This is a genomic window from Microcoleus sp. D3_18_C4 (assembly GCF_036702355.1).
GTDB lineage: Bacteria > Cyanobacteriota > Cyanobacteriia > Cyanobacteriales > Microcoleaceae > Microcoleus.
This window is the reverse complement of sequence record NZ_JAUBTF010000001.1, coordinates 21,280-42,261: the sequence shown is the minus strand read 5'-3', so window position 1 is coordinate 42,261 and position 20,982 is coordinate 21,280. Positions and strand designations below refer to the sequence as shown.

At 44.7% G+C, this 20,982-nt stretch carries 21 protein-coding genes; 11 read left to right on the top strand and 10 right to left on the bottom strand.

The features are described from left to right. Positions 1-87: 87 nt before the first annotated feature. The 5 genes from QUA90_RS00180 to QUA90_RS00160 all read right to left on the bottom strand — a co-directional run bounded on the left by QUA90_RS00180 (position 88) and on the right by QUA90_RS00160 (position 2,896). Positions 88-531 (bottom strand): PIN domain-containing protein, encoded by a 444-nt coding sequence (locus QUA90_RS00180; RefSeq protein WP_333332161.1) that lies wholly within the window; start codon positions 529-531, stop codon positions 88-90. Beyond that, a complete protein-coding gene (locus tag QUA90_RS00175; protein WP_333332157.1) occupies positions 519-734 on the bottom strand; it encodes a hypothetical protein in 216 nt (71 codons plus the stop codon). The genes QUA90_RS00180 and QUA90_RS00175 overlap by 13 nt, the downstream gene beginning before the upstream one ends. A gap of 128 nt (positions 735-862) precedes the next feature. Further along, positions 863-1,228: a type II toxin-antitoxin system VapC family toxin gene (locus QUA90_RS00170; RefSeq protein WP_333332154.1), complete on the bottom strand. Its 366-nt coding sequence runs from the start codon at positions 1,226-1,228 to the stop codon at positions 863-865. A gap of 6 nt (positions 1,229-1,234) precedes the next feature. Then, on the bottom strand, positions 1,235-1,495 hold the full coding sequence (locus tag QUA90_RS00165) for a hypothetical protein (RefSeq protein ID WP_333332151.1): 261 nt from the start codon (positions 1,493-1,495) through the stop codon (positions 1,235-1,237). 189 nt (positions 1,496-1,684) lie between these two features. Beyond that, positions 1,685-2,896: a glycosyltransferase family 2 protein gene (locus tag QUA90_RS00160; protein WP_333443230.1), complete on the bottom strand. Its 1,212-nt coding sequence runs from the start codon at positions 2,894-2,896 to the stop codon at positions 1,685-1,687. A 122-nt stretch (positions 2,897-3,018) separates the two neighbouring features. Here QUA90_RS00160 and QUA90_RS00155 point away from each other — a divergent pair, with 122 nt between their 5' ends. The 3 genes from QUA90_RS00155 (at position 3,019) to glcD (ending at position 5,930) form a co-directional block, all read left to right on the top strand. After that, the gene (locus tag QUA90_RS00155; protein ID WP_333054053.1) at positions 3,019-3,411 is read left to right on the top strand and encodes a transporter; all 393 of its coding nucleotides are present in this window, start codon (positions 3,019-3,021) and stop codon (positions 3,409-3,411) included. An 89-nt stretch (positions 3,412-3,500) separates the two neighbouring features. Then, the gene (locus QUA90_RS00150; RefSeq protein ID WP_333443229.1) at positions 3,501-4,385 is read left to right on the top strand and encodes a DUF6671 family protein; all 885 of its coding nucleotides are present in this window, start codon (positions 3,501-3,503) and stop codon (positions 4,383-4,385) included. 69 nt (positions 4,386-4,454) lie between these two features. Further along, positions 4,455-5,930, top strand: coding sequence for a glycolate oxidase subunit GlcD (glcD, locus tag QUA90_RS00145; protein WP_333443227.1), 1,476 nt, complete (start codon positions 4,455-4,457; stop codon positions 5,928-5,930). 203 nt (positions 5,931-6,133) lie between these two features. Here glcD and QUA90_RS00140 read toward each other — a convergent pair whose 3' ends face one another. Beyond that, on the bottom strand, positions 6,134-7,951 hold the full coding sequence (locus QUA90_RS00140; protein WP_333332140.1) for a PAS domain S-box protein: 1,818 nt from the start codon (positions 7,949-7,951) through the stop codon (positions 6,134-6,136). A gap of 549 nt (positions 7,952-8,500) precedes the next feature. On the opposite strand from QUA90_RS00140, the gene purH reads away from it, so the two are divergent. Together purH and QUA90_RS00130 are read left to right on the top strand one after the other, a co-directional pair. Then, positions 8,501-10,048, top strand: coding sequence for a bifunctional phosphoribosylaminoimidazolecarboxamide formyltransferase/IMP cyclohydrolase (gene purH, locus QUA90_RS00135; RefSeq protein ID WP_333332137.1), 1,548 nt, complete (start codon positions 8,501-8,503; stop codon positions 10,046-10,048). 333 nt (positions 10,049-10,381) lie between these two features. After that, complete coding sequence (locus tag QUA90_RS00130; RefSeq protein ID WP_333443224.1) at positions 10,382-11,314, top strand: 2OG-Fe(II) oxygenase; 933 nt, start codon at positions 10,382-10,384, stop codon at positions 11,312-11,314. Positions 11,315-11,488: 174 nt separating this feature from the next. Here the strand turns inward: QUA90_RS00130 and QUA90_RS00125 are convergent, their stop codons facing one another. Continuing rightward, positions 11,489-12,970 carry an ankyrin repeat domain-containing protein gene (locus QUA90_RS00125; RefSeq protein ID WP_333443222.1) on the bottom strand — a complete coding sequence of 494 codons (1,482 nt, stop codon included), beginning with the start codon at positions 12,968-12,970 and terminating at the stop codon, positions 11,489-11,491. A gap of 96 nt (positions 12,971-13,066) precedes the next feature. On the opposite strand from QUA90_RS00125, the gene QUA90_RS00120 reads away from it, so the two are divergent. The 3 genes from QUA90_RS00120 (at position 13,067) to QUA90_RS00110 (ending at position 14,825) form a co-directional block, all read left to right on the top strand. Beyond that, the gene (locus QUA90_RS00120; RefSeq protein WP_333041475.1) at positions 13,067-13,537 is read left to right on the top strand and encodes a DUF4079 domain-containing protein; all 471 of its coding nucleotides are present in this window, start codon (positions 13,067-13,069) and stop codon (positions 13,535-13,537) included. A gap of 189 nt (positions 13,538-13,726) precedes the next feature. After that, positions 13,727-14,209 (top strand): type II toxin-antitoxin system antitoxin SocA domain-containing protein, encoded by a 483-nt coding sequence (locus QUA90_RS00115; RefSeq protein ID WP_333443220.1) that lies wholly within the window; start codon positions 13,727-13,729, stop codon positions 14,207-14,209. Positions 14,210-14,213: 4 nt separating this feature from the next. Then, positions 14,214-14,825: a type II toxin-antitoxin system PemK/MazF family toxin gene (locus QUA90_RS00110; RefSeq protein WP_333443218.1), complete on the top strand. Its 612-nt coding sequence runs from the start codon at positions 14,214-14,216 to the stop codon at positions 14,823-14,825. A 222-nt stretch (positions 14,826-15,047) separates the two neighbouring features. Here the strand turns inward: QUA90_RS00110 and QUA90_RS00105 are convergent, their stop codons facing one another. Next, positions 15,048-16,244: a GUN4 domain-containing protein gene (locus tag QUA90_RS00105; RefSeq protein ID WP_333443215.1), complete on the bottom strand. Its 1,197-nt coding sequence runs from the start codon at positions 16,242-16,244 to the stop codon at positions 15,048-15,050. 530 nt (positions 16,245-16,774) lie between these two features. Here QUA90_RS00105 and QUA90_RS00100 point away from each other — a divergent pair. Genes QUA90_RS00100 through QUA90_RS00090 form a run of 3 tightly spaced genes read left to right on the top strand, consistent with a single transcriptional unit; the run spans position 16,775 to position 19,803 of the window. After that, positions 16,775-18,457: a Mu transposase C-terminal domain-containing protein gene (locus QUA90_RS00100; RefSeq protein ID WP_333443213.1), complete on the top strand. Its 1,683-nt coding sequence runs from the start codon at positions 16,775-16,777 to the stop codon at positions 18,455-18,457. Between the two features lie 3 nt (positions 18,458-18,460). After that, the gene (locus tag QUA90_RS00095; protein ID WP_333443211.1) at positions 18,461-19,297 is read left to right on the top strand and encodes a TniB family NTP-binding protein; all 837 of its coding nucleotides are present in this window, start codon (positions 18,461-18,463) and stop codon (positions 19,295-19,297) included. Beyond that, positions 19,297-19,803 carry a TniQ family protein gene (locus QUA90_RS00090; RefSeq protein WP_333443208.1) on the top strand — a complete coding sequence of 169 codons (507 nt, stop codon included), beginning with the start codon at positions 19,297-19,299 and terminating at the stop codon, positions 19,801-19,803. The genes QUA90_RS00095 and QUA90_RS00090 overlap by 1 nt, the downstream gene beginning before the upstream one ends. Before the next feature lie 157 nt (positions 19,804-19,960). Here the strand turns inward: QUA90_RS00090 and QUA90_RS00085 are convergent, their stop codons facing one another. Next, positions 19,961-20,242 (bottom strand): hypothetical protein, encoded by a 282-nt coding sequence (locus tag QUA90_RS00085; protein ID WP_333443206.1) that lies wholly within the window; start codon positions 20,240-20,242, stop codon positions 19,961-19,963. A gap of 310 nt (positions 20,243-20,552) precedes the next feature. Then, a partial coding sequence (locus QUA90_RS00080; protein ID WP_445300078.1) for a WD40 repeat domain-containing protein occupies positions 20,553-20,982 on the bottom strand: 430 nt, incomplete at its 5' end.

Below are 20,982 nucleotides of genomic sequence, written 5' to 3'. Positions count from 1 at the left end.
ATAGCAATTTAGAATCGAAGGAAGTGCGATCGCCCTGATCTTCCCAAAAGTACGATCGCCCCTCTCTTCCCATCCAAAAATAATCCATCAACTTCTCAAATGCTCCAAAACTAAAACCGTTAACCCAGGTAAAGAAGGCAACCGCGCATCATTTGTCAAAAAAAACGAAGCACCCTCATGGATAGCTGTAGCCATTTGAATAGAATCGGGCGATCGCAAATTGTAAGTTGCTCTCAGTTGTGCCGCTGTTTCAGCAATATCTGGAGTTAATTCAACAACAGTTAAACTTCCTTGATTCATCAATATTTCACGATATTCTTGAGCCAAGGCAGTATTTTTCTGTCGCAGGGGATGAACTAGCACTTCTACGAGCGTTACTGTTGATTTCACTATCCTAAAATCACCGCGATTAAACGATCTAAAGAAAAGCAGCATCATCTCTAGATATTTTGGATTTTGCTCCATAAAGTAAATCAGAGGCGCAGTATCCAATTCGACAACTTGTCCCTGTAGCTGAGCTATCCATTCCATGAATCTCTTTCCCGATCCACATATTCTTGAGCATCAATCCCCTGCCAAATTTCCTTACCCAAGCCTGATAATTCTAAAATACTGCGCTTCGGCTTAGGAATCACCCGTTGACGAATATGTGCAAACAATTCAGAGATGAGGCGCATTTGCTCATCTGGTGCAAGTTTTAGAACCTGAGTCAGTACCGTGCTGTAAGTAGACATAGACTCTGCATTAAGATTTTTTGGCTGATTGTCATTATAGCAATTTAGGAGCGAAGGAAGTACGATCGCCCTTATTTTCCAAAAGCGCGATCGCCCTTATCTTCCGCAAGTGCGATCGCCCATCTTTATTAAGCCTCAAACGGGTTAATCAGTGTGAGTTCAGCAATCCACCGAAAATCCCCTATATTTCTTGTTACTAAAGTTCTGCCATATACCAAAGCTGTTGCCGCAATAATAGCCTCCCCAAGTGTCATTATCCTTATCTGTCGCAACAGCACTGCGCGATCGAGTACAGCGTTAGAAATTGGTATAACCTCCACCACACCAAAGAATTCCTCAAAGTACACTCTATACTCTTCAGTTAGCCCATGATAACCCAAGACTTCAACGTAACTTATTGCCGATACAACTATGTCATTTTCGCCAATAAAATGCCTAATCTGCGAGTTTTCGGGCTGGGAAGCGTAGATAATAATATCACTGTCTAGCAGCATTCATTATTAATCCCTACCTGGAAGTAAACGGTCTTGACGCAAATCTCGCTGCCATTCCACTGGATCGCTAATATCAGCAAAGACATTATTTGCTGCAATTTTTTCCAATATTTCAACTATTCTCTGACGGCGAAACTCCGCACTTAAAGTCCATCGCTCTTCTTGTAAAGTAACGTAAACTCTGACAGGGCGATCGCCTTGTCTTGGAACCTCATTAGCCCATTCTAAAACGTTTCCCTTCAATGTAGCCTCAAATATTCGCTGCATAGCTAATATCAAATATTCTTTATCTCTACTATTCTAACCCTTTTGAGCATTAAAGGTACTTGTTGGATTATACCAGATAGTCGCAAATTGAGTTCCTGCGGCCCCGATATTGCCTGCATTGCGATCGCCCTGAACTTCCTCTGCATGGAAATTTAGTTTTGAGGAATGTTGCCAGTACCTTGAATGTTATCACCTACGCTTCAAGCTCAGCACACTGAGAAAAAAGCTCGACAAAACCATCTGCAAACCGACAGTCAGGCAAGTGAGTGAGGGAATAACTAAACGCAGAGTTTTAGAAGGATTGAGAGAACCGAAAGCAGTTTCGCTCCAGATAGTTAATGACAAGAACGAGCCAACTATGCCGATTAATATCAGCGTGACTCCGACAATCAATCCTGTCTCTAGGGTGACATAGCGAAATATTTTGTTGAGTTTGGGGTCTTCGGGTAGGAATTTCTCGCTGATGGCAAAAATTTTGGTGAAAAAAGCAAAAGTTACTGCTTGAAAACCGATGATAATTGCGATCGCAGCATAAAGCAGCGTATGTACATCAAAGCTTATACTACCAATCTTTTGAGTACCGGGTAACAGCCAAACCACGATAATTAGACCCCAAATCATCAGCGCAGTACCCGGATACAAAAACAGCCACCGAGGACTGTAAAGCAGCAAAAATCGCAGGTGCCGCCAGCCATCTCGCCAAGTTCGCAAGTGCGGCGGCCGACTGCGGCCGTCGGGAGAAAGTACGGTTGGAATTTCAGTTATCCGCAGCTTGTACACAGAAGCCTTGACCACCATTTCGCTAGCAAATTCCATCCCCGTCGTTTGCAAGTCGAGTTTCAAAATTGAGTCTCTCCTAAAACCCCTGAGTCCGCAGTGAAAATCGCCTACGGGACTGGCAAAAAATAGCCTCCCAACCCATGTCAGCACCGGATTTCCTAAATATTTGTGCAGCGGCGGCATTGCACCCGGTTTGATGCCCCCTTGAAAGCGGTTTCCCATCACTAAGTCGAAACCTTCTCGCAATTTGTTGACAAAAGCGCCGAGGTTGGAAAAATTGTAGCTGTCGTCAGCATCGCCCATGATAATATAAACTCCGCGCGCTGCAATGATGCCTCCCATCAGGGCGCTGCCGTAGCCTTTGGCTGCTACGGGCACGACTCTCGCTCCCATTCTGGTAGCGATAGCTTGAGAACCGTCTGTGCTGCCGTTGTCTGCTATGATGACCTCGCCGGCAATATCAAGTTCGTGCAGAAACTTCTGTGCCTTCTTGATGCAGATTTCTAAAGTTTCTGCTTCGTTCAGACAAGGCATGAGTATCGATAGTTCTAGAGTATATTCTCCGCTTGGGTTGGTCTGCTCGGCCATATATTTGTTCGACTCTCGATCGCGCTCGACCATACTTGATTTTCCCGTATTTCTGCTTAAAATATTAGTGTGAATAAAGCCTAGCAAAACTTAATTAAAGTTTTTCAGGTTTTTGGGAACGGCAATTTTTGATTGTACTATAGGTTAGTAAACTTATGAATAGAAGCGTTTTTTTGTTATTGCTTGCTGCAATATTGTGCGGCGTCGCAGGTCAATTTAGTCTGAAGGCCGGAGCTAAAATATTAGGGCCCATTGGCGCTGCTAATTTAATAGAAAAAATTATAGCAATGGCTACTCAGCCGTTGATAGTAACTGGTCTTTCTTTGTATGCAATTTCTTCGATCGGGTTTATTGTAGTTTTGTCGCGGGCAAACCTTAGCATAGTATCGCCTTTACTGTCAATTAGTTACCTGTTTACTGTTTTAGGGGGCAAACTGATATTTCACGAGCCTTTGCCGCCGCTGCGGTTGGTAGGCGTGGCGCTAATTATGACAGGAGTAATTTTTGTACTCAGAGGTCAAGCTGGGGGAGTGACTGGGGGGAACTAGCCACTTTTAAGATTGACGCTGGAGAGCTGAATTGATAACTTAAATCAAAGGGTGTATTTGAGCCTTTTTTTATGAAATGATGCTGCTGTATGTCTAATATTTCTGAGCCTGTGAATCCCAATCAATTATTGAGCGATCGCACCGCAGTTCTTGCTACCATGCACCAAAAAGAACGGGTAATGGCTCCAGTTTTAGAACGAGAATTGGGTGTAAATATCCTAGTACCTGCAGAGCTTGACACTGACGCATTCGGCACCTTCACCAGAGAAGTTAAACGCTTAGGAACACAAATAGAAGCGGCTCGCCATAAAGCACAAAAAGCCCTAGAAATTGCGGGCGAAACTCTTGCCTTTGCCAGCGAAGGTACTTTCGGCCCTCACCCAATGATGCCGTATCTGCCAGCTAACAGAGAAATAGTAATTTTATTAGATCGAGCCAACAATCTAGAACTAATTGGCGACTCCTTCTCGGTTGAAACTAACTACAGTCACCAGTTAGTTTCCAGTATAGAAGAAGCAGATGATTTTGCGAAAAAAGTGGGATTTCCCGATCACGCACTGGTGGTTATAGTTCGCGATGCTGCGCTCGGCAACGGCGAAATTGTCAAGGGCATTAGGACAGAAAAACAATTTTTCGACGCGGTGACAGCAGGCTTAAAAAAATCGTCAACCGGCCGAGTTCACATCGAAACAGATATGCGGGCGATGTACAATCCAACTCGGATGAAAAACATCGAAAATGCAACTCTCGATTTAGTTAAAAAATTTAAGCAATTCTGCCCGGAGTGCGGTTGGCCGGGATTCGATATTGCTGAGACGAAAATCGGATTGCCCTGCGGAATTTGCTATTTTCCGACTCAGCTAGTGCGATCGGCAATCTATAAATGCAAAAACTGCGGTTATACTAAAGAAAAACTATTTCCCGACGGTCGAGAGACTGCCGATCCTTCCCTTTGTCAATATTGCAACCCTTAGAAAAATAATTGCACAAAAATAGTAAAGTTTGTCACAATATTATTGATAGTTCCCTAATTAAATTCACTAATGATAGCTGTAGAAACAGAACGCAACTGGAAACCCGTTATTAAAGAATTCGAGGCTGTAGTCGGCAAAAATGGCGTCGTACAGCGTCGCGAAGAATTGATTGTCTACGAGTGCGACGGACTCGCCAGCTACCGCCAGCGCCCTGCCCTGGTGGTATTGCCTCGAACTACGGAGGAAGTAGCGCAAGTGGTCAAAATATGCGATCGCAACTCAATTCCCTGGGTGGCTAGAGGCGCAGGAACAGGCCTTTCCGGCGGCGCTTTGCCTGTAGAAAACTGCGTGCTGATTGTCACTGCCCTGATGCGAAAAATTCTAAAAGTAGACTTAGAAAATCAGCAAGTAGTCGTGCAACCGGGAGTAATTAATAACTGGGTAACGCAAGCAGTTAGCGGCGCTGGTTTCTACTACGCGCCAGATCCTTCCAGTCAAATTATTTGTTCGATTGGTGGCAACGTTGCGGAAAATTCTGGCGGGGTTCACTGCCTCAAATACGGAGTCACAACGAATCACGTTTTAGGATTAAGATTGGTACTTCCAGACGGTTCTATTGTCGATGTCGGTGGCGAAATTCCCGAAATGCCCGGTTACGATTTAACTGGTGTATTTGTCGGTTCCGAAGGCACTTTAGGAATAGCTACAGAAGTTACTCTGCGAATTCTCAAAGCGCCGGAATCGATTTGCGTTCTCCTAGCGGATTTTTCCAGTATAGAAGCAGCGGGCGAATCAGTTTCCGATATTATCAGCGCTGGCATTATTCCCGGCGGCATGGAAATTATGGACAACATCAGCATCAATGCTGTGGAAGATGTGGTGGCAACTGGATGTTATCCCCGTGATGCGGCGGCAATTCTACTCGTTGAAATCGACGGTTTAGAAGTGGAAGTTGCCACAAACAAACAGCGGATTGCTGATATTTGCAAGCATAACGGAGCGCGAAATATCACCACGGCAACCGACCCGGAAACGCGCCTAAAAATTTGGAAAGGGCGGAAAGCTGCTTTTGCGGCGGCGGGTCATCTCAGCCCGGATTATTACGTGCAAGACGGCGTAATTCCGCGAACGCAAATGGCGTATGTTTTGAAAGAAATTGAGGGTTTGAGCGAGAAATACGGTTATCGAATTGCTAATGTTTTTCATGCGGGAGACGGGAATTTGCACCCGCTGATTCTGTACGATAACTCGGTAAAAGGTGCGCTGGAAAAGGTGGAAGAATTGGGCGGGGAAATTCTTAGGCTTTGTGTGAAAGTTGGGGGAAGTCTTTCGGGGGAACACGGCATCGGTGCTGATAAGAAGTGTTTTATGCCGGATATGTTTTCGGAGGTAGATTTGGAGACGATGCAGTGGCTGCGTCAGGTGTTTAATCCGAAAGGTTTGGCGAATCCTGGGAAGATGTTTCCGACGCCGAAGACTTGCGGGGAAGCGGCGAGGGCTAAGGTTGAAACTTTTAAGAAGTTGGAAGGTGCGGAGGTTTTTTAATTCCCTATTTATGGGGTAAGGTGAGCCGAAAAGCACCTGATAATTGTCTCTACAATGGGGATGCAAAACCTCTAAGTATGCGTTCCCAGCCAGAGTATGGTAACGATAAAAAACGATAAAAATCGTTTTTTACGAGTGCGAGATTCCCGCTCACTTGCTTGCCTATATATCACGTTGGTAAGGTGCAGATTGCACATTTCGCGCTAATGTGCGATCGGCATTTTGATAGTAAATTCCGTACCATTACCCAATTCCGAAGTACAATATAATTCGCCTTTGTGTCTTTCTACAATAATTTGATAGCTAATTGACAAACCCATTCCCGTGCCTTTGCCAATGGGCTTGGTAGTAAAAAAGGCATCAAATATGCGCTGTTTGACTTCCTCCGTTATTCCTGGGCCATTGTCGGCAATTTTTATTTCTACAAAATTGCCGACAACTTCCGTAGAAATCCTAATCTGGCTGGGATTTTCTAGCATTTCTTGACAATTTTGCCTACTGTTCGCATCTTCTAAAGCATCGATCGCATTGCTGAGAATATTCATAAAAACTTGATTTATCGGTCCAGCAAAACACTCAACAGTCGGCAATTCTCCGTATTGTTTTAGGATTTGAATTGGCTGCTTTTCTCCGTTCCCTTTCAAACGGTGATTGAGAATTAACAGCGTGCTGTCAATACCTGCGTGGAGGTTAACAGGTTTCATCTGTGCATCGTCCTGCCGCGAAAAGTTCCGTAGCGACTGCACAATCTGGCAAATGCGATCGACACCAACGCTCATTGAAGATAGTATTTTAGGTAAATCTTCAGCTAAAAAATCGAGATCATTTTTTTCTCTTTCCTCTTGAATTTCGGCGACTGGATTAGGATAGTGCTGTTGATAAAGTTCGAGGTGGTGAAACAAGTCTTGAGTATAATTTGTGAGATGAGCGAGATTGCCGTAAATGAAGCTGACTGGGTTGTTGATTTCGTGAGCGACGCCAGCAATTAGCAATCCCAAACTCGACATTTTTTCGCTTTGAACTAATTGGGAATGAGTGGCTTTGAGTTCGTCCAGCGCCGCTGCTAGTTGAGCTGCTTGTTCTCGGCTTTGTGCTTCGGAATTATGCAATGCTTCTGCGGCTTGTTTGCTGTGGGTGATGTCTCTCTGTACGCCGATAAAATGAGTTAATTTACCCGTTCTATCGCGCACGGGAGATATTGAGAAACAATTCCAGAAAGCGGTTCCGTCTTTGCGGTAATTCTTTAATATTACCTTGCATTCGCTTTCTGCTTGCAAGGCTTGGCGAATTATTTCTACTGCCGCCGGATCGGTATCGCTTCCGTGCAAAAATCGACCGTTTTTCCCGATAATTTCCTGCCGCCGATAACCTGTCATGCTTTCAAATGCGGGATTGCAATAAATAATTGGATTTTCGGGGTCAGTGGCGTCAGAAATCGTAACTCCAGTGCTAGTAGCTGCGATAGCTCGATCGTACAACCAAAGCATTTCTTCTGCGCGCTTGCGATCGGTAATGTCCCGCAGCGTAGCTAAATAAGCCATTTCTCCGTCCCATTCCGTTTCCACCACACGCATTTCTACTACAGCATTTGCTTTTTGCTTGCGAATAGCTTCAACTTCTGTTTGCACGACGCGAGTTCCTGGTGCTTCTGTTTTTCCAACTTGGGGAATAATATCCGTCGCCATCTCAAGGTCGCAAGCTGAAACTTCTACTACTAAATTGCCAAAAAATGCTTGCCCTAAAAGTTCCTCTGCCGTGCAGTTAAACAGCGCTTCTGCTGACTGGTTGGCAAAACAGACAAGTCCTCGCTTGTTAACGATTGCGATGCCGTCACCATTTTTTTCGATCACATTCCGAAACCGAGATTCGCTAGCTTTCAACTGCTGCTTTAGCTGTTCCATTGCTCGCTCCATCTGCTGCAGTTCGCACAGACTAAGACTATAAGCTTCAGAAATGTTTGCCTCTGTCGAATTCTCGGCTCTTTTTTTGGGAATCTGTTGGTACTCTGTTCTATGGGTCATATTGTGATCAGTTTTTTTATGATTCCTGCTAATATTACTGAGCTTATTTTCTGGATCTGCTTCTTGAAAAAACATATTTCAGCCCTACTAAATTGTTGTTTAGATTAAGGTGTTGCGCTCGCCCAATTTTCCGGGAAATTTAGGGAGAGAGCAATTTACACCCGATGCTAGCACATTACTTTTAGAATTCATCATAAAACATCGTTAAAATTCAAGAGCATCGCCATTAATTTATCTATTAAGTTTTATTAAGTAATTTCACCAACATTGACACTTACGTAGCGACATGAACTGTGCAAGCTGAATATGGCTTCAATCCCCCTCGCACTCACAAAATAACCAGTTCCACGCGCAAGTTCTACATATTTAGAAGCCACTGGTCAGTATAAAATATTATATAAGTTTGACAAAAAATATGGTTTAAAATAAGCGAGCTCATCTTTAAATTATTAAAAATAATCATAATTAGCCATTACCAAATCATCTCCCTGCCGCCAGATTTGGTATATAATATAACCTGTCTATTTTTATGATCGCAACTTCAAACCAATGGCACGTCTAGCACTTCTGAGCACATCCAATAAAACCGGACTAATCGACTTAGCGCGCAGTCTAGTAGAAGAATTTGAATTTGACATAATTAGTAGTGGCGGGACAGCAACGGCCCTCAAAGAAGCAGGCATCCCAGTGACAAAAGTTGCGGAATATACTGGTTCTCCCGAAATTTTGGGAGGGCGAGTGAAAACACTTCACCCACGAATCCACGGTGGCATTTTAGCACGCCGCGATGTACCGGAAGACCTCGCAGATTTAACCGCAAATCACATTCGGGCGATCGATTTAGTTGTAGTCAATTTGTATCCATTTGAAGAGACAATTGCTAAGCCAGGAGTTACTCTAGCAGACGCAATTGAGCAGATAGATATCGGCGGGCCGGCAATGTTGAGAGCCTCAGCCAAAAACCACGCTCATTTGACAGTGTTGTGCGATCCCGAACAGTACAATAATTATTTAAAAGAACTGCGGGAAAATGGCGGTCAAGCATCCTTAGAGTTTCGGCAAAAATGTGCGCTAGAAACCTTCAAACATACAGCCAACTACGATCGCGCGATCGCAACTTATCTCAGCAGCAGCCAATCCGCTGAAGAATCTTCGCTACCAGACGAGTTTAATTTATCAGGAAAAGAGTTGCAAACTCTGCGCTACGGCGAAAATCCCCATCAAGCCGCCACCTGGTATCAAAGCGGAAGTATACCGACAGGCTGGACGACTAGCACCATCCTGCAAGGTAAAGAATTAAGCTACAATAATTTAGTAGATTTAGAAGCAGCAAGGCGGCTGATCGTAGAATTCCCCGACACACCCGCCGCCGCTATTCTGAAGCATACAAATCCTTGCGGCACAGCCTTGGGAACAACTATTTCTGAAGCGTATCAAAAAGCCTTTGACACCGATTCAGTCTCAGCTTTCGGCGGCATTGTCGCCCTCAATCGCCCCATTGATGCTGCTACCGCAACGGCCTTAACTCAAACATTTTTAGAATGTATTGTCGCGCCAGGGTGCGAACCAGAAGCTGAACAAATTATCAAGAAAAAGGCGAAAGTTCGAGTATTAATTTTGCCAGATTTGACTCAAGGGCCGCCACAAACTGTTAAAGTTATTGCAGGCGGTTTGCTGGTGCAAGACTCAGATAATGTAGTAGAAGAAACTAGCAAATGGCGGGTTGTTACTGAGAAACAGCCGACGGCGACAGAGATGGAAGAATTGCTGTTTGCTTGGAAAGTAGCGAAACACGTCAAATCTAATGCGATCGTTGTGACGCGCGATCGCACTACAATCGGTGTCGGCGCCGGACAAATGAATCGCGTCGGCTCAGTTAAACTAGCATTGGAACAAGCAGGAGAGAAGAGCAAAGGAGCGATTTTGGCCAGCGACGGTTTCTTCCCCTTCGACGATTCAGTCAAAACTGCGGCTGAGGCGGGCATAATTGCGATCGTCCAACCAGGCGGAAGTATGCGCGATCGAGATTCCATTGAAGCAGCCAACCAACTCGGAATCACAATGGTTTTCACTGATATCCGCCACTTCTTGCATTAGGAATAATACCTAAAGCAATTCTCAATTGTGTATTTTATTGTAGGGATACAATAGTGTTTATTGGTCTTAACTTAAGTCGGAAATTCTTTGTATCTCTGGTTTTACTCTAAGTCTCCATCCCCCTAAATCCCCCTTAAGAAGGGGGACTTTGAGAAGAATCCTGTCCCGTCTTCCGACGGGAGACTTTGACACTCTTGTCTCCCCCTTAACAAGGGGAACTTTGACACTCTTGTCCCCCCTTTTTTTAGGGGGGTTAGGGGGGATCTGGAAGACTATGACACCAATCAAAACTGTTATATCCTACCCAGTGTCCGCTTGCGTCCTTCAAAAATTATGACTTACACTCAACCGCAAATTAAACCCCAAGACATAAAAGTCAAAATCCTCCTCACTGGCGGACATCAATGCACCGTCACCCTTAAATCTGATACACCATTATTGCACAGCCTTGTCAAAACATTAGTCGATCGCACTCAACAAACACCCGGTTTTTCCACCTTATTTCAAATCCCTATAGACGGAGGCCGTTCCGCCCTTTCTTTTCCCGGCGAAAACCTAGTCGGATTAGTCACCGAACCCCCAATTTACTTGCAGGAACTGCAACCCCAGCAGCTTGCAACTCCCGTAGAAATTCCCGTCACAGAAATTCCCGCCCCTGCGCCGCCTGTAAATGACGATTTAATATCTCGCTACGCCCAAATAGACAACTTTTTGACCCCTGCAGAAAAGAATAAACTCATCAAATATGTCTTAGCAAAAGAATCAGAATTTGTGAGTACCAGCACCTCAACTAATGCCGAAGATTACCGCCGTTCGATGGTACTCCACTCGTTCCCCGAATTTTCCGAACTGATGGTTAATCGCATCAAAGCAATTCTCCCCGACGTGCTCAAGAGTTTAAATATTCCGTCATTTCCCCTGGGTGAGATAGAAGCTCAGCTAACCATGCACAATGACAACAACTTTTATAAACTTCACAACGACAGTGGCTCGCCAGATACCGCCAGCCGATTTTTTACTTACGTTTACTATTTCTATCGAGAACCCAAAGCTTTTTCAGGTGGCGAGTTGCAGATTTATGACAGCAAAATCGAGAACAATTTTTATGTTGCGGACAAGACATTCAGAACTGTTGAACCGCGCAATAATAGCATCGTGTTTTTTCTGAGTCGCTATATGCACGAAGTTTTGCGAGTTAGCTGTCCCTCAAAAGCTTTTGCTGATAGCCGCTTTACTATTAACGGCTGGGTACGCAAAGCAAATTGAGGTTAATTCATAGTCCTGGACGCACTAATCACCGAATTTTGTCATTCTGAGTGAAGCGAATAATCTCAAATTATTGCCACACCGTTACAATGCGTAAGTCCCGATATGTGAGATTCTTCACTTCCCGCCTACGCTCAGAATGACAGAATTACCTTACTCAAAACGATTTCATTCTTACTCCAGTGCTCCAGCACTTTTGAGCAATTTCACCACCTTAGAATAACCCTTAAACTCAGCCAGCATTAAAGCTGTATAATTTCCCGGATTTTTGTGGTTGAGTTCTGCACCAGCATCAATTAAAATCTTTACTGCATCAGGATAACCCCGATGTGCTGCCCACATTACAGCGGTTGCGCCCGAATCATCGAGCAAGTTGACATCGGCACCTTTTTCGACTAATAATTGGACGATCGCAATATAACCGCGATCGCACGCCTTCATTAAAGCAGTTTTCCCCAAATCCGCCGGGACATTGGGATCAGCACCGCCGTCAAGCAAAGCCTTCACCGTCTCGGTATGTCCGTGAAAAGCAGCCAGCGTCAAAGCCGTCTCCCCAAAGTTTTTAGCATTCAGAAACTCAGCCCGATTTGAATTTACTTTTTGCAGTAAAGCCGATACGATCGCACTATGACCGTGAACAGCCGCCACCAGTAAAGGCGTATCGCCCAACCGATTTCTCGAACCGACACTAGCACCTCGGTTTAACAACAATTCCACCACATCTTCGCAGCCTTCAATCACCGCAAAATTCAAAGCAGTTTCATCATCTTTATCCTTAGCGTTGATATCCGCGCTAGCATCGAGTAAGATATGGGCGATCGCCGCATTTCCCCCAGCAGCAGCGGCCATCAAAGCCGTGCCCCCATCTCCATTTTTCACATTCGCATTAGCACCCGCACCAAGCAAAGTTTGCACTACATCAGTATTGCCCGCATCCGCAGCCAAAGTTAAAGCAGTTTCTCCGTTTTTGTCGGGAATTTCGACATCAGCACCAGCAGCCAACAGCGCCTCGACAACAGCCAAATTTCCCGCCGTCGCAGCCAGCATCAAAGCAGTTTTGCTCTCTAGATTTTTAACATTAGCATCCGCCCCACACTTGAGCAAAATTCGCACAATTTCAGCGCTTCCTTGACGGACAGCTAAAAACAGCATAGAATTGTCAGCAACAGCACCCGCATCCACTAAAGCTTTTACAACAGCTTGATGACCCGATAAAGCAGCTATTTTCAGAGCTGAATCTCCATCTTTATCTCGCACATTTACATCAGCATTAGCATCAAGTAACATCCGCACAACATTGATATCGCCCTTGAGAGAAGCTGCCATTAAAGCCGTACTTCCATCATCATTTTTAGCATTAACATCAGCACCTGCCGCCAGCAACAGCCGCACAGAGTCAGCCTGTTTGTGAGCCGCCGCCAGCATCAAAGCCGTTAGCCCAAAACGCCTGCTCACCTGGTTGACATTAGCGTCATTGTTTAGTAGACTACGCACGATTTCTGTATAGCCCTTTTGGGCAGCAAACATCAAAGCCGTCGTCCCCTCAGAGTCTTTGGCGTTAGCGTTAACATTCTTAGCGAGTAAAGCTTGGACGTGAATAATGTTGCCAGTCTTGGCGGCTTGAATCAATACAGCGTCTTGTTTAGTGGCAGGCATAATAGTCTCTCATACCGTATATTTTTACCGTCGCACGAGACGGCCTGACTGGTATGCTAAGTTTTATGAAGTATGTTTGCTAATCCTCAGAACACTATGAATCTCGAAATTCCTCAGTCAGTGAAAGTTTGGAGCCAATTCTTCCACCCAGTTTTAATGTGGGTACTACTGGCCATCTCATTTTATGCTTTGTATCTCGGCCTGCAAATCCGACGTACCAGAAGCGCCGAAGGCGAAGTCAAAAAAGAGTTAATTAAGGGCAAATTCAACATCAAGCATCACCAGATGGGTTCTTTGCTGCTAGCCTTGATGGTAACGGGTGCAGTGGGCGGAATGGCCGTCACCTACATCAACAACGGCAAGCTATTTGTGGGGCCGCACTTGCTAGCAGGGTTGGGAATGACGGCAATAATTGCGATCGCAGCCTCGCTTACTCCTTTGATGCAAAAAGGCAGTGATTGGGCGAGAAACACTCACATCTTTCTGAATATTGTGCTTTTGGGGCTGTTTGGCTGGCAAGCGGTATCAGGCGTGGAAATCCTGCAAAGAATTATCAGCAAAATGTGATCGTTTGGGTAAAATTGCTAATTGCTAATTGCTTTATAGCGATTAGTGATTAGCAATGAAATTGTGACATTTTTTTGTTGTTTAATAGCCAAGCTTTCTTTTGGATGATATAATAGAATCAAAGTTAAATTGAGCGAACCAATTATAAGATTAATTAGGGAGCTTTTTCAAATCACAAGAAGGAAAGCCATGTTAGAAAACCTGATCAAATACTTTGTCTATGCAACAAAAGGCTATATTACAAAAACGCAATTAATCAAGTTTTTGTATTTGACCGATCTTTATGCGGTCAAATGGACAGACAAGCAGCTTACTGATTTAGATTGGCGTTATTATTACTATGGGCCTTGGAATGAAGGCATAGACGCTGTTTTAAATCAAATGAATGGCAAAGAGATTGTTCAAGAATCTCACGGAGAAAGTATATTCATCAGACTTGGAGAGAGAGCAGGTAATGTGGATGATTTAAACTTACCTTTAGGTCTGAAGCTCATGCTTGACAACATCAGGAGAGAATGGGCGGGTGCAGGAGAGGATAAACTGCATCAGTTACTAGAATATGTCTATAACACTGCTCCCATGCTTGAGGTTAGATATAGCCACCAACCAGAGGAACAGGTGAGACTTAATCTGTACAAAGAAAGAGAAAAGTTAATGAGTGAATTGGAGTGAGCGAGTGGCTGGACAAAAACCGCGTCAAGGTTGGATTTATTTTATCAATCCCTATAGAGTATCTCTTCGTTGCAAACTCGGTCATCATCATATTTATGAGATAAATCAACCAGGGGAGGTTGAGTGCAAGACAATTTCTTGCACTCAGCTGATTAATTCGAGTCGGGTTTTTCGGGGAGAGCATCCTTATATCGTTTGGACAAATGACCAATTTCAAGATGAATCTAAATACATCCAAACTTTGACGCTGATTCCGTTGACTTCACAAGAAACCTATAAAGGTTTGCCAACTGTATATCCGATTAATTCTACAAGCACAAATGGTCTTTCTCAGAATTCCTTCGCTCTAGTGCATCAAATATGTACTGTTGATGCTAACTGTTTTAAAGATTCGCAAGGGGATTGGCTTAAGCGAGTTGGACAACTGGATAAAGCAGATAAGGAAGCTATAGAGGAACGTTTAAAGTATTTTTTAAATCTTGGGGATAATCCGGGTGCAGATTGGTTTATTGAAAATGCGTCTATAGAACTTTTACAGAAAGTGTTTAATTATCTGCCAGATGAAACCACAAAAAGTATGGCTATAGAAAAACTGATCGACGATTTGCGATCGTAGTCAATAGACATCTCCAAAAAATCAAATATCGCGTAGGAGTACGATCCCATAGCCTGGGGAGGATGAAGCATTTGCGGATAAAATCGCCCGTTTTTAACATAAATTGTCGCCCCTGGGTGTACTCCTTAAATCTCCATCAAAAACTTGAGATTATTTGTTGGAGATCTCTAGTCAAACAGTGTCGGCGGACTTGATTTTAAACCTACATAGGCTGGTTTTGTTCTAAATAAACCAACCACACTGCTTGCAACGCGATATAAGGGCATCTTTGTCAGGCAAATCAGATTGATTTTTGGGGAGGTGTTTCATTTGATTATTGTGCAGTTTACCATAAGAGGTGTGCCGTAAGGTAGGTGCAACGTACACAATGAGGTTTTCTCTATCATCTGGATAGTGATGACCTGGAGCAATAGCAATTAGGTTCAGGTCAAAAAGTGTATGTATATCAGCTCGCAAGAGCAACCCATTATAGATAGTATTATCTTCAGTCTCACAGTAAGGGATGATATGAGCAGCTTCTAAGGCTTCTTCGGCGTCGCAGCCAGTAATAGCACAGCAATAGCCGTAAGCCTCAAGTAAATCTTTACGAAACTTTGGCTGTCCTCGTCTTTGAGCGATAGACCGTGAAACTCGCTCTCTTGCTTCCTCTCGACTTTTTGGGGTAAAGTCCCCTTCAGTATCCAGATGTTCACCTATAGATTCAAGCTCCTCATTTTCGGGAGCAACTGTATAGTTAATTGAGTCTAGATTATTTTGCTTGTACTCTAAAGCAACGATTGTTTTAAGAGTTTTTTGTTCTATTTCACACATCCCTAAGCGAGAGAAAAAACTTTTAAGAACAAGAATTTCACACTCTTTATATTGAGTGCATAATGCTGCATTTACACTAAGCAATCCTTCTGTGTAAATTCGTACTCTTGAATTCAAGGCTTTGAGTCCTTCTAATCCGGGTTTCCAAACTACTTCCAAGGTTAGGGGAAGCATTAATAAACCCCAACGAGGAAAATGCCCATCAGGAATTTCCTGCAAGTCTAGAGTTATTTGATTATTAGTAAGCCAGCCTTCTTCAGGAAGCCACCATTTTAGGTAACCAGCACCTAGTTCACTAAAGGTAGAGAAGCTTGCTTTAGCCCGTCTTTCCTGAGAAATTATTTTCCATAGCCTATTTTGAATACTAAAACCAAACTTCGTATCACTGTAATACTGCCATAGTAAATCGATTGTGCATAAATCTGTGCAAGGGAATTTCTCAATATCTTCAATTGTTAAGGATTCATAATCTCTATGATTTTTTCCACTAATCGTCAAGATTAATTTTGTTGTCTCAGCATCAGCTCGTAGCCAATTTTTTTTAACTAGCAAGTCGTGTAGCTTGGTGTAATCTGCATCAACTTCAGATAAAAGTTGAATTTCAGCCATAGTATATACCTATTCGATCTATGATTACCTTTGATATTAGAAGATTGTCCTATTGAACTGAGTCAATCAAATCAATCCGCCATTTCACCATTAATCTCATCAATCAGCGCTTCTAGTCCATCTGAATTATGCACCAACCGAGCCTGCCACTGTTATAAAGCCAAAACTCAAGAGGGTTTTCTCGATCGCCCAAACGGCATTTTAGCCACATCTAACAAAAATTAATGTCGAGTGTCAAATTATTTGTCCGCTTGCCAAATTATTGACCGCTATCTTTGATCGCTTCACAAGTTTTATACAATAAGGCTTTGAGCTATTTTAACACCTTTCTTTGACGACTGGATACTTTTGACAAATTAGTTGTCCGCTCTTCGATAATTGACAAATTATGTGTCTTTTCTTGAAAACCGCTATTTTTACGAGTTTTTTAAGGATTGACACATTATTGTCCTTTTGCTTTATAATACATAAACGTTGCAATCAAAACATTTATGTATAAACCGTTATGCAGCAATTGCTTGGAAGTATAAATGCTTATCCCTTCCTCAGATGAAACAGCTAGCCCTGTTGAAGTTCAGGAAATAGTGACTGAACTCTCAGATGAAGCAAAGCTTAAGCAGGAGGTAATTCAGACCCTTATGGAACCGTGCGATCACCGCACCTATGGGCAAAGGCAAAGAGAAGCAGCCCAAAAGCTGGGCGTATCAGTGCGAACGGTGCGACGGTTGGTTGCTAAGTGGGAGCAAGAAGGATTAGCAGCTCTTAACCAGGATCAACGCGCCGATAAAGGAAAGCATCGCATCGCCCCTGACTGGCAAGACTTCATCCTTAAAACCTACAAGGAGGGCAATAAAGGTAGTAAACGCATTACCCCTGCCCAAGTAGCGATTCGTGTTCAGGCAAGGGCGCAAGAATTAGGTCAAGAAGATTACCCCAGTTACAGAACGGTATATCGCGTTCTGCAACCAATTATTGAGAAGCAAGAGCAAACCCAAAGTGTCAGGAGTAGGGGATGGCGAGGATCGCGGCTATCGGTTAAGACTCGTGATGGCAAAGATTTATCCGTGGAATACAGCAACCATGTTTGGCAATGTGACCATACCCGTGCAGATGTGTTGTTGGTAGATCGAGATAGTCAGATTCTAGGTCGTCCTTGGTTTACAACGGTGATTGATACCTATTCTCGCTGCATTGTGGGCATTAATTTGGGCTACGATGCACCGAGTTCTCAGGTGGTAGCGCTGGCATTGCGCCATGCAATTTTACCGAAGCAGTATGGCTCAGATTATCAACTCCATTGCGAATGGGGGACTTATGGCAAACCTGAACACTTTTATACAGATGGCGGTAAGGATTTCCGTTCTAACCATCTGCAACAGATTGGGGTGCAGTTAGGATTTGCTTGTCATTTACGCGATCGCCCCTCTGAAGGTGGTATTGTTGAGCGTCCTTTTGGCACTTTTAACACTGAATTGTTTTCGATGTTACCGGGATATACGGGTTCAAATGTGCAAAAGCGACCAGAAGAAGCCGAGAAAGAAGCTTGTCTGACGCTGCGGGAATTAGAAAAACTGCTAGTGCGCTTTATTGTTGATAAATACAACCAGAGTGTTGATGCGCGAATGGGCGACCAGTCGCGGTTTCAAAGGTGGGAAGCAGGGTTGATTGCTGTTCCCAATCTAATTTCTGAGAGAGATTTACATATTTGCTTGATGAAGCAGACGCGGCGCTCGATTTATCGAGGCGGCTATTTACAGTTTGAAAACTTGACTTATCGAGGCGAAAATTTGGCAGGATACGCTGGAGAAAGCGTTGCGCTGCGATATGACCCTAGAGACATTACAACGGTCTTGGTCTATCGAACTGAGGGTGATCGAGAAGTATTTTTAGCTCGTGCCTATGCTCAAGATTTGGAGACAGAGCAACTGTCTATAGATGAGGCGAAAGCTAGTAGCCGCAAGGTTCGGGAAGCTGGGAAGGCGGTTAGTAACCGTTCGATTTTGGAGGAAGTGCGCGATCGCGACACTTTCGTCACTCAGAAGAAAACGAAAAAGGAACGCCAAAAGGCTGAACAAGGTGAAATCCGTAAGGCAAAACAGCCTGTATCTATGGAACCGGAACCGGAGGAAGTGGTATCGAACAACAGTGAAGCTGAACCAGAAATGCCGGAAGTATTGGATTACGAACAAATGCGCGAAGATTACGGGTGGTAAAAAATGACGAATCAAGAAGCCCAAGCAGTCGCTAAGGAATTAGGCGATATTCCCCTTAATCAAGAAAAAATTCAAGAGAAAATTCAAAGATTGAACCGCAAGCCTTTTGTGCAGTTGGAACAGGTGAAAATTCTCCATGACTGGCTGGAAGGAAAGCGCCAGTCTCGGCAGTCGGGGCGAGTTGTGGGCGAGTCGAGGACGGGCAAAACTATGGCGTGCAATGCTTACAGGCTGCGACACAAACCTCTTCAGCAGCCGGGACAGCCGCCAACGGTTCCTGTGGCTTACATCCAAATTCCGCAAGAGTGTGGCGCGAAGGAATTGTTTGGGGTGATTCTTGAGCATTTGAAGTATCAGGTGGTTAAGGGAACGATCGCCGAAATTCGCGATCGCACGATGCGGGTGCTCAAGGGGTGCTGCGTGGAGATGCTGATTATTGATGAAGCCGATCGGTTTAAACCTAAGACGTTTGCTGAGGTGCGGGATATTTTTGATAAGTTGGAAATTCCGGTGATTTTGGTAGGAACCGATCGCTTAGATGCGGTGATTAAGCGGGATGAACAGGTTTATAACCGTTTTCGGTCAAGTCATCGGTTTGGTAAGTTGTCGGGGGAGGAGTTTAAGCGGACGGTGGATGTTTGGGAAAAGAGGGTTTTGCTGTTACCTGTGGCTTCTAATCTTTCTAGTAATACGATGTTGAAGATATTGGGGGAGGCGACTGGGGGTTATGTGGGGCTATTGGATATGATTCTTCGGGAGGCGGCGATTCGGGCTTTGAAGAAGGGGTTATCAAGGATTGATTTGGATACTCTCAAAGAAGTTGCTGGGGAGTACAAGTGATGGAAGCGATCGATATCGAGCCTTGGCTTTTTCGGGTGGAACCTTTGGAGGGTGAGAGTTTTAGCCATTTTCTGGGGCGGTTTCGACGGGCGAATAAGTTAACGCCGACTGGGTTGGGTAAGATGGCGGGGTTGGGAGGCGCGATCGCCCGTTGGGAAAAGTTTCGGTTTAATCCTCCTCCTTCTCGTCAACAGTTGGAGGCGTTAGCGTTTGTGATAGGCGTCAAGGGCGATCGGTTACAGGAAATGTTACCGCCTCTTGGTGTAGGGATGAAGTTAGAGCCGGTCCGGTTGTGTGGCGCTTGTTATGCCCAGTCGCCTTGTCATAAGATTGAGTGGCAGTTTAAGACGGCAACGGGGTGCGATCGGCATAAATTACGCTTGCTGTCGGAGTGTCCTAACTGCAAAGCGAGGTTTAAGATTCCGGCGTTGTGGTTTGAGGGTGCTTGTCAGCGGTGTTTTATGACATTTGCACAGATGGCAGAGTACCAAAAGCTTATTGTCTAAGTAAACTCCGTGATTCCTTTGCTAGCGATCGCTTTTCTAAGCGGTAGCTGTATCGTTTTAGTGCAGCGCAGATATAGCAATTTTCGCAGTTACATCTAAGTTTTTTACCTATTCCCAATTCCCGAAAACCCAAAAATTTGTACCAATAGGAAGTCCATCAAGGCGAGATGGCGTAAATCGGCAGGTTGCGGACGGCGGTAGTTGCCACCTCTTCTGAACCACCCTCGCACGGTAGACATGGATTGAGAGCAGATGAAGGCGATCGGAGGCGTGGCAGGCGTTGCTGGAAAAGTTGGGAGGCAATGAGCGATCGCTTTTCCTCATCCTCCAATGTGCGATCGCATCCAGCAATTACAGCAGCAGATTGAGGCGTGGCAAGCGTTGCTGGAAAAGTTGGCAGGGCATGAATGAGCGATCGCATCCTCAAACGCGATCGCATCCAGCAATTACAGCAGCAGATTGAGGCGTGGCAGGCGTTGCTGGATAAGTTGGGAGGGAGTGAATGAGCGATCGCACCCCCACGTCATCCATTCAGGCGATCGCAACTCATCTAACTGTTGCCGATTGCGATCGCAGTTCCTAAAATCTGCACAACTGTTGAGCGATGTCTGGCGACAAGCCGCTGCACGTCTACGCGTTTCCGAAAAGCAGGTTGTGTTAGTCTCGCTTCACCCGTTGTCACCACAGCTCAAGCTGTCGTTAGGAATGCTGAAGCTGGGGTTATCGCACCTCTCCCCTAACCCGTACTCTTAACTCTCTTCTCGACTCCAGACATACTTTTGACAAGTTTCGCAGGCTTGCTTTTCTACTTCAGTTTGAGGATTTTTGAAGACGGGATGGTAACGTAATCGGTTACAGCAGACTTGCAGCCACGACTGCCAACCAACTCGCCACAACCGCACGGTGTTATCAGAACTACCACTGACAATCAGCTTGCCATCTGGGCTAAAGGCGACTGAATCAACAGACTTCTCATGTCGAAACGGTTGACCAATCGGGTTGCCTTGGATGTCCCACAGCCGCACGGTGTTATCAGAACTACCACTGACAATCAGCTTGCCATCGGGGCTAAAGGCGACTAACCTGACAGAATCCTCATGCCCTGGAAAGGGTTGACCAATCGGGTTGCCTTGGATGTCCCACAACCGCACGGTTTCGTCCCTACTACCACTGACAATC

What these genes read in the sequence shown, in the direction of transcription:
- QUA90_RS00180 (WP_333332161.1), bottom strand. Translation starts at nt 531, where the DNA reads ATGGAATGGATAGCTCAGCTACAGGGACAAGTTGTCGAATTGGATACT.
- QUA90_RS00175 (WP_333332157.1), bottom strand. Translation starts at nt 734, where the DNA reads ATGTCTACTTACAGCACGGTACTGACTCAGGTTCTAAAACTTGCACCA.
- QUA90_RS00170 (WP_333332154.1), bottom strand. Translation starts at nt 1,228, where the DNA reads ATGCTGCTAGACAGTGATATTATTATCTACGCTTCCCAGCCCGAAAAC.
- QUA90_RS00165 (WP_333332151.1), bottom strand. Translation starts at nt 1,495, where the DNA reads ATGCAGCGAATATTTGAGGCTACATTGAAGGGAAACGTTTTAGAATGG.
- QUA90_RS00160 (WP_333443230.1), bottom strand. Translation starts at nt 2,896, where the DNA reads ATGGTCGAGCGCGATCGAGAGTCGAACAAATATATGGCCGAGCAGACC.
- QUA90_RS00155 (WP_333054053.1), top strand. Translation starts at nt 3,019, where the DNA reads ATGAATAGAAGCGTTTTTTTGTTATTGCTTGCTGCAATATTGTGCGGC.
- QUA90_RS00150 (WP_333443229.1), top strand. Translation starts at nt 3,501, where the DNA reads ATGTCTAATATTTCTGAGCCTGTGAATCCCAATCAATTATTGAGCGAT.
- glcD (WP_333443227.1), top strand. Translation starts at nt 4,455, where the DNA reads ATGATAGCTGTAGAAACAGAACGCAACTGGAAACCCGTTATTAAAGAA.
- QUA90_RS00140 (WP_333332140.1), bottom strand. Translation starts at nt 7,951, where the DNA reads ATGACCCATAGAACAGAGTACCAACAGATTCCCAAAAAAAGAGCCGAG.
- purH (WP_333332137.1), top strand. Translation starts at nt 8,501, where the DNA reads ATGGCACGTCTAGCACTTCTGAGCACATCCAATAAAACCGGACTAATC.
- QUA90_RS00130 (WP_333443224.1), top strand. Translation starts at nt 10,382, where the DNA reads ATGACTTACACTCAACCGCAAATTAAACCCCAAGACATAAAAGTCAAA.
- QUA90_RS00125 (WP_333443222.1), bottom strand. Translation starts at nt 12,970, where the DNA reads ATGCCTGCCACTAAACAAGACGCTGTATTGATTCAAGCCGCCAAGACT.
- QUA90_RS00120 (WP_333041475.1), top strand. Translation starts at nt 13,067, where the DNA reads ATGAATCTCGAAATTCCTCAGTCAGTGAAAGTTTGGAGCCAATTCTTC.
- QUA90_RS00115 (WP_333443220.1), top strand. Translation starts at nt 13,727, where the DNA reads ATGTTAGAAAACCTGATCAAATACTTTGTCTATGCAACAAAAGGCTAT.
- QUA90_RS00105 (WP_333443215.1), bottom strand. Translation starts at nt 16,244, where the DNA reads ATGGCTGAAATTCAACTTTTATCTGAAGTTGATGCAGATTACACCAAG.
- QUA90_RS00100 (WP_333443213.1), top strand. Translation starts at nt 16,775, where the DNA reads ATGCTTATCCCTTCCTCAGATGAAACAGCTAGCCCTGTTGAAGTTCAG.
- QUA90_RS00095 (WP_333443211.1), top strand. Translation starts at nt 18,461, where the DNA reads ATGACGAATCAAGAAGCCCAAGCAGTCGCTAAGGAATTAGGCGATATT.
- QUA90_RS00090 (WP_333443208.1), top strand. Translation starts at nt 19,297, where the DNA reads ATGGAAGCGATCGATATCGAGCCTTGGCTTTTTCGGGTGGAACCTTTG.
- QUA90_RS00085 (WP_333443206.1), bottom strand. Translation starts at nt 20,242, where the DNA reads ATGCGATCGCGTTTGAGGATGCGATCGCTCATTCATGCCCTGCCAACT.